This is a genomic window from Hymenobacter norwichensis DSM 15439, assembly GCF_000420705.1.
In the GTDB taxonomy this organism is placed as follows: Bacteria; Bacteroidota; Bacteroidia; order Cytophagales; family Hymenobacteraceae; genus Hymenobacter; species Hymenobacter norwichensis.
On record NZ_ATVL01000007.1, the window covers coordinates 582,426 to 594,398 of the forward strand.

10 protein-coding genes are annotated in these 11,973 nt (G+C 57.8%); 1 reads left to right on the plus strand and 9 read right to left on the minus strand.

Going from position 1 to position 11,973, the window contains the following annotated elements; genetic code table 11:
- Window positions 1–72: 72 nt before the first annotated feature.
- The 7 genes from G536_RS27000 to G536_RS0108720 form a co-directional block, all read right to left on the minus strand.
- Window positions 73–1,605, minus strand: a complete 1,533-nt coding sequence (locus G536_RS27000) for a TolC family protein (RefSeq protein WP_169515068.1) — start codon at window positions 1,603–1,605, stop codon at window positions 73–75.
- Between the two features lie 15 nt (window positions 1,606–1,620).
- A complete protein-coding gene (locus tag G536_RS0108695; RefSeq protein ID WP_022823206.1) occupies window positions 1,621–2,994 on the minus strand; it encodes an HlyD family secretion protein in 1,374 nt (457 codons plus the stop codon).
- Window positions 2,987–4,000, minus strand: a complete 1,014-nt coding sequence (locus G536_RS0108700) for an ABC transporter transmembrane domain-containing protein (protein ID WP_022823207.1) — start codon at window positions 3,998–4,000, stop codon at window positions 2,987–2,989. The genes G536_RS0108695 and G536_RS0108700 overlap by 8 nt, the downstream gene beginning before the upstream one ends.
- A gap of 473 nt (window positions 4,001–4,473) precedes the next feature.
- Window positions 4,474–5,490 (minus strand): MBL fold metallo-hydrolase, encoded by a 1,017-nt coding sequence (locus tag G536_RS0108705; RefSeq protein WP_022823208.1) that lies wholly within the window; start codon window positions 5,488–5,490, stop codon window positions 4,474–4,476.
- Window positions 5,491–5,585: 95 nt separating this feature from the next.
- Window positions 5,586–6,185 (minus strand): hypothetical protein, encoded by a 600-nt coding sequence (locus G536_RS27005; protein WP_157530513.1) that lies wholly within the window; start codon window positions 6,183–6,185, stop codon window positions 5,586–5,588.
- Window positions 6,186–6,311: 126 nt separating this feature from the next.
- Window positions 6,312–7,037 carry a hypothetical protein gene (locus G536_RS0108715; RefSeq protein WP_169515069.1) on the minus strand — a complete coding sequence of 242 codons (726 nt, stop codon included), beginning with the start codon at window positions 7,035–7,037 and terminating at the stop codon, window positions 6,312–6,314.
- A 167-nt stretch (window positions 7,038–7,204) separates the two neighbouring features.
- Window positions 7,205–8,422, minus strand: coding sequence for an MFS transporter (locus G536_RS0108720; RefSeq protein ID WP_022823211.1), 1,218 nt, complete (start codon window positions 8,420–8,422; stop codon window positions 7,205–7,207).
- Between the two features lie 108 nt (window positions 8,423–8,530).
- Here G536_RS0108720 and G536_RS0108725 point away from each other — a divergent pair, with 108 nt between their 5' ends.
- A complete protein-coding gene (locus G536_RS0108725; RefSeq protein WP_022823212.1) occupies window positions 8,531–9,262 on the plus strand; it encodes a Bax inhibitor-1/YccA family protein in 732 nt (243 codons plus the stop codon).
- 77 nt (window positions 9,263–9,339) lie between these two features.
- Here the strand turns inward: G536_RS0108725 and G536_RS0108730 are convergent, their stop codons facing one another.
- Complete coding sequence (locus tag G536_RS0108730) at window positions 9,340–11,172, minus strand: M61 family metallopeptidase (protein WP_022823213.1); 1,833 nt, start codon at window positions 11,170–11,172, stop codon at window positions 9,340–9,342.
- Window positions 11,173–11,275: 103 nt separating this feature from the next.
- Window positions 11,276–11,923: a class I SAM-dependent methyltransferase gene (locus tag G536_RS0108735; RefSeq protein WP_022823214.1), complete on the minus strand. Its 648-nt coding sequence runs from the start codon at window positions 11,921–11,923 to the stop codon at window positions 11,276–11,278.
- Between the last annotated feature and the right edge of the window lie 50 nt (window positions 11,924–11,973).

Below are 11,973 nucleotides of genomic sequence, written 5' to 3' on the forward strand. Positions count from 1 at the left end.
AGCCGCGGTAGGGCGGCCGTCGGTAGCAAAACGAACATCAAAGCTAACAGCTAACAGCCAAAAGCTATCAGCTCATTCCGCGCCCAGGGTACGGGTGCCGGCGTAGTAATACAGCTCGGCCAGGGCCTTTTCGTAGCTGGCACGCATGCTTTCCTGCTTCAGGCGCAGGTCGATGAGCTTGGTTTCGCGGGCGTTGATGAGGAAGATGGTGCTTTCGCCCAACTCGAACTTTTGCAGCTCGGCCCGCAACAGTAGGCGCTGGTTGGCAATGGTTTGGGTTTGCACCTGAAGCTGTTGCTCGTAGGCTTTCAGCGTATTATACACACCGCTTACCTGGTTGATAATCGTGCGGCGGCTTTGCTGTTGCTCCAGGGTGGCATCCTGCACCTTCAGGCGGGTTTGCTGGAGCTTGCCGCGCTCTTGGCGTAGAAACAGCGGCAGCGCAAAATCAACCCCCAGCTTGTAGTTGTCGCGCCCGAAATCGTAGTAGCCCGGCAACTCGGAGCGGTAAAAATCGCCGCGGCTGAGTAGGGTACCGCTTACATTGAGCTTGGGCTTGAGCATTTCCCGGCGGTAGCGCTCCTCTACGCCCAGCTGCCGGATTTTGGCGTCGAGCTTGATAAGGGTAGGGTGTCGGTTGGCCGCCAGATCCCGCAGCTGTTCGAATTGCACCGAATCTACGGGGGTGATGGGCGGGGTCTGGGGTACGGCATAGGTAGGCAGTTCCACCGGCTGCCCGTCGCGGTTCCAGAGGTGGTTGGACAGCAGCAGCCGGGCGTTCTGGATTTCCACTTGCAGCTGGGTAGCCTGCACCTGCCGGTCCTGCACGGTTATTTGTGCTTCCACCGAGTCGATGGGGGCCTGGTCGCCGAGTAGGGCACGGCGGCTGATGCCTTGGAATCGGGTTTCCGCCAGATTTACGCCTTCCTGAATGAGCAAAATCTGCTGGTAGGAGTAGTACCAGTTCCAGTAGTCTTTGGCGGCTTGCAGCCACACCTCGTTTATCTGCTTCACTCGGTCGGCTTCAGCAGCCGTTACCATGATGCGGGCTTGGCGCAGGGTGCTCCGGCGGGCATCAATGAATAGCCCCTGGCCCAACGGTACCGAAAGGCCGACCCCAGCTAGGCCGTCAAGCGGGGTGCGGTGCTCGGGGTTGACGTAGGTACCCACCATCCGGTCGTAACTAGCTTTCAGGTCGATGCCGCCCGGCCAGATGGGTACTTTCAGCTCGTTGCCCCAGTTGTTGTAGTAGTCAGTACCGCCGAACAGCTTTCGGTCGAAGCCCGAGCCTAGCTTGGGGTCGAAGCCGCCGCGGGCCTGTTGCACTTGGGCCTGCGCATCAGCACTGAGCAAGGCAGCTTGCTTCACTACCGGATGATTGGCAAACACCAGGTCGGCCAAGTCCTGCAACGAAAACACGCGGGCTGTATCCGTTGGTGGCCGGTCGGCGGCCAGTTGGCGGGTTTGCAGCGGAGCAGGCTCCAAACCGGGCTTTTGGGTGGGCAAGCGTGGGTCTTGGGCCTGCGTACGGCCTGCTATCAAAAGCAGAAGCACCGCTAGCAAGCGCAGCCCGCGGGTGCCATAACCCACAAGTTCAGTTATCATCGGAATCCTCATCTGCTATTTCTTTTGCGCTTCTGCCTTAATCGGGGCCTCATTGGGCGCGTCTTGTAGGCTAGGCGGGAAGCCGTTGAGCTGCCGCCAGATTTCGTACCACACCGGCACCGAATCCAGAATCACCCAGCCGTACACGCCCGAGCCCAAACGCAACTGTGAGGGCCATTTGTTGTCGCGCTGGTGGTGCCGGTCGGGGCGCACCAGCAGGCGGTATCTGCCGTTGGTTGAGCTTACTACATCAATCACCGTGACGGTGCCGCCGAAGGTGCCTACTGCCACCGAGGGCCAGCCCGAAAACTGTACCGCCGGCCAGCCATCAAATTGAATGCGCACCGGACGGCCCCGCTGAATGAGGGGAACATCCATGGCCCGCACGTACATTTCGGCGGCTAGCACAGGCGTATCGGGTTGTAGTGTGGCAATGGATTCACCCTCCTTGATGGTTTCGCCGATACCGGCTTTGAGCGTGCGTACCACGAAGCCGTCCTGTGGGGCCCGTACCACATACAAGCCGCGCCGTACTTCCACGTTGCTGATTTTGTTGCGTAGCACCGCCACCTCGCCCTCCGAGCTGGCCCGGCTAGATACGGCCGAACTGCGGTCTGAGAGGGTTTTGGCCAAATCCTGCTCGTACTTGGCGCGCAGGTTGGCTAGCTCGATTTTCGCATTAGCCAGAGACTGTTGCGAGTTCAATAGCTTGTTGCGTTGCGCAGTTACCTTGGCCAAGTCTTCCTGAAGTTTCAGGCGGCGCGTTTCAATGTCAGTGAGGGAGAACAAACCGTTTTTGTAGCCTTCCTCATAGCGGGCCAACCGGTTCTTGGCAATCTGGTAGAAGTTGGTGACAGCCACCAAATCGGCACTGTCGATGGAAACAGTATGGCGGGCTTGTATTACGCGGTTGGCGGCGGCTTCTAGCTGCACAGTTAGGGTGAGGCGCAGGGCTGCCATTTGCTGGTCGGTGGCCTGAATTTTGGCTACGTTGGCATTCACGTTGCCACGCTTGGCGGTTAGCTGCTCGCGCAGGCGCTCGGGCAGATTGGGGTCGAAATACTCGTCCTTGATTTCAGAAATGGTGAGGATAGTGTCTCCCTTCTTCACCAGCTGACCCTCCCGCACATTCCAGTGCTCAATACGGCCCGCAATGGCATTTTGTACGGTTTGGGGCCGGTCTTGGGGGCTAAGCGTGGTGAGCATACCCGTGCCCTGAATGGTTTGCCGCCAAGGCAGAAACAAGATAATCAGGAAAATAAGCCCGATGGCCAACATAACCCGGCCCAAGAACTTGCTGCTTTTGGGTTCGAGCAACTCTTTGCGGGAGCGTGTCGGCTGCTCATGCCACACAGCCTCGTCTACGTGCTGATTCGATAAATTAAGCATGGGTACCTTCCGTTTCTTTCTCGTCCATTGGCAAATCGGTTACCGCCGCTAGTTTCTCCACGCCGGTCAGAATGTCGAACACATTGCTGACGCCGGACATCAGTTTTTCAATGGAGCTGCTGATCTGTACAATGAGTACCTCAGCCGCCACAAACTGCCCAAGCGTCATTTGCCGCGACACCACAAACAGGGTGCCCGCAATCAGCAGACCGCCCGTAAGCACGGTGCGCAGCGCCACGCCCCATTTATAATAGTTTTTCAGGACCCGGAAGTGAGCATTGCGCGCGTGTAGATAATCGGCTGATAGCTCGTCGGTACGGGTCAGGGCCCACTGTTGCTCTTGTGGATTGCCACGGAACACGGGCAGGTTGCCGGCCACTTGCTCCAGCCAGTTCACCACTTCGTATTTGTGGGCCGACTCCTCGATGCTGGTGCGCAGGGCCCGGCTGTAGTTCAGCATATACACGAATACCAGCATGACAATGGTGAATAACCCAAAGGCAATGAAAATGGGATGGTAGAACGCGAGTACAATTACTCCGAAGAGAATTTGGAACGCCGCGAACATCATGTCAATCAAGAACTTGGACAAGCCTTTCTGTACTGTTAGGATGTCGAAGAAGCGGTTGACCAGTTCCGGCGGATTCTCGCCTTCCAATGCCTCGGCCTTGATGCGCGGCAGGCGGTAGGCATACTCAATGGACGCCTTAACGAACAAGCGCTGCTCAATGGCTTCCACCAGCTTCATTTGGCCAATTAGCACAATACCCCCAATGAGCACCCCCAGCACCACCACTGCAATCAGGATGTACGAAGACGCAAACACCGCCCCCGTCGAAACCAGGTTGAACACCGCTTGGGTACCCAAGGGTAGCGTGAGGCTAATCAGGCCTGTAATGATGGCATAGAACAGGATGTAGCGAATGGTGTCGCGCTCCGTGTCGAGCATGCGTGTGAGGCGCTGCCACGGGGTAGGGGGAGGTAATGGTAAATTCTTGGAAGCCATAGGTTGTTGCGAGAGAGGCAGTTACCAGAGGAGCCAGACGCACATCAAAACAAGCGTTGAATAGAATAGGCCAGTTGATTCTATTCATTGACAGCAAGTCGAGCCGGACGACGCAGCTGTACTCCGTTAACTAAGCAGTAAGCAGACAGGTTAACAAAAGACAAAGGTGCAAAAAGGTTGCAAAAACTTGTATTAAAATGACGTTAAATGCAGATTAACGCCATTTTAATAGGATTAAATCTCGAAATACGACAAGGTTCAATAGTAGGTTCGCGTGTGTGCGAAGCTGAACAGTCAGGCCCTATACGCTGGAAACCAGATATTAGATGGAATAACCACAAAGCGGCGTGTGTCGGCTCGGAAGCCGACAAAAACAAACCGCCTAATAAATCCTTTCAGGCCATAGCTCACAGGTTTTCTGTGAGCTGTTCATATTGTTTCGAGGGGGCCGTATTTGGGCCTGGCTGCCAAGTTTATTCCCAGTCCTGCCAGCGCAGCACCTCCCCCACGGCCGGCACGTGTAGCTCCCCACGCAGCATATTGCCATTGGCCACCATCTGGATTTCGTGCAGGGGCTCCGAAGCCGGCTCGTCGCTCAAATCGAAGGTGCCGTAGTGCATGGGCACCACGTGGCCGGCCCGCAGCAGGTTGGCCGCCTTAGCGGCTTCGTGCGGATTTACGTGGCTGAGCTGCATCATGTAAGCCGGTTTGTAGGCTCCAATAGGCATCAGCACGATATCCAGAGGGCCAAATTGCTGCTCAATGTCCTCGAAATGCCCGGCCATCGACGTATCGGCGGCGAAGTAGATGGTGCGGAAATCGGGCGTCCGCAGCAAAAAGCTACCCCACAGCACCGTGTTCAAATCGAAGAGGCCACGGCGGTGCCAGTGCGAGGCGGGCAGGTAAAACAGCTCGAACGGGGCCTTGTCGCCCAAGTCGTATTGCTGCCACCAGCCAGCTTCCTGCACCTTTAGCGTGGGTGCCATGCCGCGCAGCAGCGGTGCCATGCGCAACGAAGTCAGCACCTGCATAGTGGGGTTTTGGCGAGCCAGCAGTTTGATTGATTCTGCGTCGAGATGGTCGCGGTGGCCGTGGCTGAGCAGCAGGTAGTCGATGCTCACTAGGTCCTCGGGGCGGCAGGGCAGGGCGTGGCGGCGGCGCAGCCCGATAGACGAAAACAGCAGCGGGTCGGTGAGCAGCAGCACGCCGCTTACGCGCAGCAGAAAGCTGGCGTGGCCCAGCCACACTAGGCCATCTTCCTGGCTTTGCAGAAACGCCGTGCAGTCTACCACGTTGGGCACCCAGGTATCGGCTTTCTTCTCTTCTTTCTGTGGATTCTTGCTGGTCTGCCAGCGCAGCACCGTACTAAACGTAGGTTCGTACAATTCCTCTCCGTTGCAGAATTCCTTGCCAATCATCTTGTTGCCAGGATAATTGGGGCGAATGGTGTTCAGCGCTTCGTTGCGGACGTAAGTAGGGCGAGCAGCCATGCAAGAGGTAAAGTGAAGGGGTGGCAAATAAACAACCAAGCCCCGGAAGGTTCCCGAGGCTTGGTTGTAGAAGCTGAAAAGTAAGATGATGCGTTCTACCAGATGCCGCCGTTCGTCAGCCCCGGCGCATACCCCGGATACGCTCCCGACTGCCCGTTGCTGACCCGAATACCACCCGACACCGACAGGTTTTCGGTAATCAGGTAATCGGCCCGCAAGCTCATACCCGAGCCCATGCGGCCCCCAAACCCGGCGTACGGATTCACGATAGGGCTGCCTGGCACGGCGCGCGACAAATCTTTCCAGGCCGTGCCCGTAAGGGCCAGCCGCGGCGACACGGCGTACTGCGCGCCCACCTGCATGAGGTACTGATTGGTACCCGCGAAGGCGCGGGGGGCGCCATCGGCCACGGCGGTGCGGGTGCCCAGGCCGGGCGTGAGGCGCATGTAAGTGAGGCCCGTGAACACCGTGAGGCGGTTGCTGAGCTTGTAAGCGGCTTCGGGGCTAACGTACGACGCCGACCCAAACCGCCCCATCGTCATAAAGCCTGCATTCACCCGAAAGCTCTGGCGCGGCCCCAGTACCCCCGGCAGCGTGGGCGACGAGGCCGACAAGCCGGCCGCAGGCAGTACCGTTTGGGCGGCGGCAGTGCCAGCTAGTAGCACGCTCACGAGGAAAGCAGAAAGACGAAGCATAGCAAAAAGAAATGGTGGGCGGTACTGGATAGATACGGTATGCAACGCAAAGGATGCGCGAGTGGTGCAGTTTTCCGGAAATATACCAAGCTTCCGCGGGCATTGCTATGCCTTCAGCTTACTTGCTTAGGCCATAGCAGCCCCACTGCCAATCAAAAACGATTCGGCAGCTTTACGGTGTGCTTGCAGTTCGGACAGGGCGCTGGCATTAGCCGCTTCGTAGCTGGCCAGCGCCGACTGCGTTTTCTGCTTTTCCTCGGTGAGCTGTTGCTGGGTTTCGGTGAGCTGCTGTTGTTTTTCTTGAAGCTGCTTAGTGAGTTCAGCAATTTCCAAGGCCAGCTTTTGTTCCTGCGCTGTTAGGTTCAGTAGTGCGCTGGGAGCAATGTTGTGGCCCTTGGTTTCGCCCATTTTTTCGCGGTGGCGCTCTAGCACCTTGTTGCGGTCTGATTGTAGGGCCGTTTCAAATGTAGCCGCCGAAGCCAACAGGCCCGGCACCGTTGCGCCATTTATGGCGGCAAAAGCGTTAAACGCCGTTTGGTAGAGCAGCGGGCCATTCATGCCCGCGGCGGCCATGCTCTTCACCATCTTCATATAGGCCGCAAAGTCTTTGCCGTCACCAATCAGCAGGCCGGCAATATGGTCGAGGTGACGCTGCTCGGGCTGGGTGCTGGCATTGTAGGAAGGGAGCGACTGACTGATGGAAGTGGCAGCCGGGTGGGCGGGTGCTGAAGCTGCTGGCTTAATGGCAGCTTCATCTTCCTCCACAAAAAAGTCTTTGGCGGCTTTGGCGATATTATCGAAGATAGCCATGATGCGTACGGGCTGGGAAAGAACTGATAGGTTTCCCGCCATGTATCGTCAGTTAGCAGTAATCATTACAGCTTTTCCATAAAAAATAGCTGACCCTGCTCACTATATAGACATATAGACCGTGCCCTGAAAACTAGGCCGTCATGCAGAGCGCAACGAAGCATAAAGGCGTCTTAAATTGTGGTTTGTGACAAACTACCTACCGTTCATTATGCCGTTTTCCGATTGCGGGCCAACCACGCTACGGCGGCCAAGCACAGCGTAAACCACACCCACGGCAGCCGCAAATTCAGCACCGACAGCGCCCCAAATACCAAGGTGCCAGTGAAGCTGGCCAGCCCCTGAAACGCTTGGTTCAACCCGAAAATCTCGCCCCGGTCGGCCTCGGTGGTGCGGCGAGCCAGTAGCCCTTCCAGCAAGCCCTGAATCAAGGAAAGCGTGAGGCAGTCGAAAAACACTAGCCCAAACAGCACCGTGCGCGACGTCCCTACCAACCCGTAGCCGGCCAGCACCGGAGTGCCTAGCACAGCCAGCCACACAATGGCCCGGCGCTGGTTGATTCGGTCGGCAAAGTAGGTGTAGAACACGTAGTTCAGCCCGACGCTCAGGGCCCCGAAAAACATGAAGAAGTAGGAAATAGACCGGGCATCCATGCGCAGCTCACCCAAGCTCATAAATGGCACGAAGTAGAAATAATAGCCTGTGCTGAGCGTGAGAGCCACCTGCGTGAGTACAATCCGCCGGATGCCGGGGTTGGTAGCATCCTTGGCTTGCAGCCGCGCCCAGAGCGTGAGCGGATTCACGGCTAATGCTAGCTCGGTACGTAATTCAGCGCCTCGCACGCCGTTGCGTTGCCGATGGGTTTCAGGCAGCAATAGGCTCAATCCAATGTTCAGAGCAGCCAGTACCACCGCCAGCCCTACCACGTACGCCGCCTGCTGAGTGGGTGGCACGTGCAGCGTGGTAAGTAGCACGCCCGCCGCCATTGGCCCCAGCACGAAGCCCAACGAAATAATAGCACCTTCCACGCCCAGGTTCTTGAACAGGCGCTCGGGTGGCGAAATATCCGTAATGGCCGAGCGCACGGTGGCATACATGCCGTTGGTGAGACCGTCGGAAGCCCGGTTCACGAAGTAGAGCCCGGCCCGCACCGGCAGCAGCAGCAGATTGGCCAGCAACGTGCCCACCGCCGACACAATCAGAATCGGCCGGCGGCCGTACCCGTCGCTGAGCCGGCCCAGCAGCGGCGCCGAAAACAGCTGTACCCCCAGAAATACGCCCGTCCCGACCGACAACCATAGCTGCGGCTCGGGCAGCCCCCGCACAAACTCCGGCATTACCGGCCCAATGGCCGCCCCCGCAATTACATCGAGCAGGATAATGGCGTACAGCAGCCAGAGCTGACGCGTAGAGGGAAGGACGGGCATTCGGCAAAAGTACCGGCAATCCAGTAAAGTGGGGCGGCTAGGTTCATATATGGCAAACCACTAATTTCCCCCGTCTTTACCTCACACCTCTACTTATTTTACTACACAATGGAAGAGTTTGATTCTGAAAATTACCCTGTTCAACAGCCGCAACTGGTATTGTCGCCGGAGGAAGCCTCCCAGGTTATGGCGCGCTTCATGACCCAGGTATACGGCTGGATGGCCGCTGCATTGGCCATGAGCGGCGCGGTAGCCTTGGTAGTTGGCGCCTCCTCCACGCTACAGGAAATGATATTTGGTAGCCGGTTTGTGTTTATGGGTTTGCTGCTGGCTCAGTTGGTGGTGGTAGGCTTCCTGTCGCGTAAAGCCTTCGACTGGTCGGCGGGTACTACCACAGCGGCTTTCATCGGTTACTCGCTATTGAATGGCCTGACGCTGGGCGTCATCTTCATGGTGTACACCACCGAGTCCATATCATCCACGTTTTTCATCACGGCGGGCACTTTCGGCATCATGAGCCTCTATGGCTATATCACCCGCACCGACTTGTCGCGCTGGGGCAACTTGCTGTTTATGGGGCTGATAGGGCTTATTATTGCTTCGGTAGTGAATCTGTTCTGGGCCAACTCCATGTTGTACTGGATTACTAGCTTCATTGGCGTACTGCTCTTCACGGCCCTTACCGCCTACGACACACAGAAAGTGAAAGCCTTGGCTTTCTTGGGCTACGAAGACCAGGACATGGACCGCAAAGCGGCTGTGCTCGGTGCCCTCACGCTGTACCTCGATTTCGTGAATCTATTCCTGTTCCTGCTCCGCTTCTTTGGTCGTCGCCGTTAGAACAGAGTAGTTGTTAAGTCCATAAAAAAGCCTCTCCGTACGTACGGAGAGGCTTTTTTGTGATTAGGTGAAACTGCTTACTTTGCTTTACCAGCCAGCCATGCTTTACGGAAGGCCAGTTGCTTGCGGGTAGCGTTGGGCATCGGTACCACTTCCAGAGTATTGTCTTGCTGAAGCGTGATTTGCGCGGTGTGTACCCCGTCGCGGGTGCGGTACTCGATGGGCACCACGTCGCCAGGCTTGTGGGCGGCTAGGCGTTTCTGCATTTCCTTGGCATTGGTAGGCTTTTGGCCTTCCACCTTCAGCAGCACATCCTCCCGGTCGAGGCCGGCAGTATAGAGCGGGCTGCCGAGTAGGGTGGTGCCGAGCATGGCGGTGCTGTCGGGGTTGAATTGCAGGCGGGCAGCCAGGGTGGCTTGGCCGGGGCGAGCAGGTCGCACCAGTAAGCCGGCGGGAGCTAGCAAGGCATCGTACTTGTGCAGCTCGTGCCCCATAATGTGCTGGCGGAAAAACTGTCCGGCAAAGGCGGTGTCTTTGGCTACTTCGCCCAGCACGCGTTGCAGGTCGCGAAGGGTGTAGGGCTGCGCGGGCGCGTAGTTGCGCTGGGTTTTGCCATGCTGCTGCCACACGGCCCGCATGTAAGTGTCGAGGTCGGTTTTGTAGTTCTGGCGCAGTTGCAAATCCAGCGCCAGCGCGTTGCCCGCGCCAATGTAGTAGTAGCTCAGGTAGGTGTTCGAGCGGTTGTTGGGGTCAATGGCGGCGGCGGCATCCACGAAGGGCGCCTGCTGGCTCATATACACCGGCGAGTAACGCTTCGGCCCCGGCATCGTGAGCATGGCATCCACGATGCCGCTCAGAGCCTCAGTGCAATATTCGGCATCGGTGTATACGCCCGCCCGGCGCAGCAATAGCTCGCCGTAGTACTGCGTGAATCCTTCGGCAAACCAGAGGTTACTGCTCATGTTGGCCCGCTCGAAATCAAACGGCTCCAAGTCTTGCGGACGAATCCGCTCCACGTTCCAGCTGTGGAAAAACTCGTGCGACACAGTGCCCAGGTTATCGAGGGCAGCGGGGCCACGTAAGGGGCGGCTGCTGGTGAGGGAGGTGGAGTTACGGTGCTCCATTCCGTCGCCGCTGGTCTGGGGCAGGTAGTTGGCAATGAACGTGTAGCGCCCGAAATCATACTCTGGCAGCTCCCCAAATACGGCAGCAGCTTCCTTCACTACTTTCTTGGTCAGGCTTACATAGCTGTCCAGCTCGGCTTCGGTACCGTCGTGCAGCACCTGCATTTCAATGGTACGGCCTTGTTCTTGCCAGCTGCGGGTTTGCTGCGGCCCCAACGAAGTAGGAGAGTCCATGAGATACTGTAGGTGAGGCGCATACCAGGTGCCTTTGGTGGCATCGGGCCGGAGCTGTGAGGCCACCTGCCAGCCAGCCGGCACGGTAAACTTCACTTCGGCGGGGCGCTGCTCTAGGCCCCGCGCAAAAGCCAGCGTGGCAGGCATGTTGAGGTGAGCGTGGCGCCGGTCGATGCCGGCGTAGGTGCCGTCGGTCCGGTCGCCAAACAGGGTGTAAGTGAAAATAACCGTGCCATCGTGGCCAGTTACATCCCAGCCGTAGGGGTCGGGCTTGTTGACGCTGAGCGCCTTCCCTTTCGAGTCGGTGGCCTGCACGTCATATACGTTCTTGGCAAACTCGTGCAGCGCGTAGCGGCCCGGAGACGAGCGGGACATGCGCACCTGCAACGGCCCGGTCGGCACTTGCGCAAACGTGACCTGAATGCGGGCTTCGTGGTGAACGGCATTGGGGAAAGCCACCGTGTACATAACGGGAGTTTCCTGAGCCGCCGCCGGGCGCGTGAAAGCCAGCGGCAGCGCCAGCAGCAACAGAGTAGCAGTTTTACTGATCATTCGAGAGCAAAGAGGTGTGAAAACCAAGGACGCGCTAAAGGTAGCCCACGTTGCGGATTTCACTGACACTGCATTTAAGGCGGTGTCTTCCGCATTTACATTCCTACCGCCACACCGAAGCTTCTATCATCCCACCAAAAAAATACTGTTTCTGTTCTGCCCGCAACCCTAATCGGGTTAGTTCCTCCCGAAAAGGTGGAAGCGTTTGGCCGCTGATGCCGGTGGTCAGCCGAAAAAACCGGTACATAGCCGCCAGCAATAGCCGTTGCCACCACGTTTGGGCGGGCGCAAAATCGGCTAGCAGCCAGGAAGCACCGGGTTTTTGAGTGGCGTACAGGCGGGCCATAATCTGTTGCAAACGTCGCAGCTCAAACAAATCCAAGAAAAAGAAGGTGATGATGCCGTCGAAAGCGTCTTGGCTGGTCAGGCTGGCCTCGGTACCCCGCCTAAACTCCACCTGCGTGGCCGCTGCGGGCAGCCGGCGCAATAGTAAAGCTTGTGCTTTCCTAAGCATTTGCGGTGAGGCTTCCAGATACAATACTGTGGCTTGGGGCCGCTGGCGCAGCACTTCTAACAGTACGCCTCCCGTGCCGCCGCCGATAACCAGCAGGTGCGGCGCACCGGGCGGTAAGCCAGCTTCCAGGGCGTGATGCTGGGCGCGTAACAGTGCTTGGCCGTACACCAGCCGGCTCAGCGGGTCGTAGAAAGCGGCTACCCGGTCGAAGCCGGAATCAGGAAGGGAAAAGCGCATACACTAAAGACTGAGCCGGCAGCAAAGCAAGCAACAGCTACCTTGCCCGA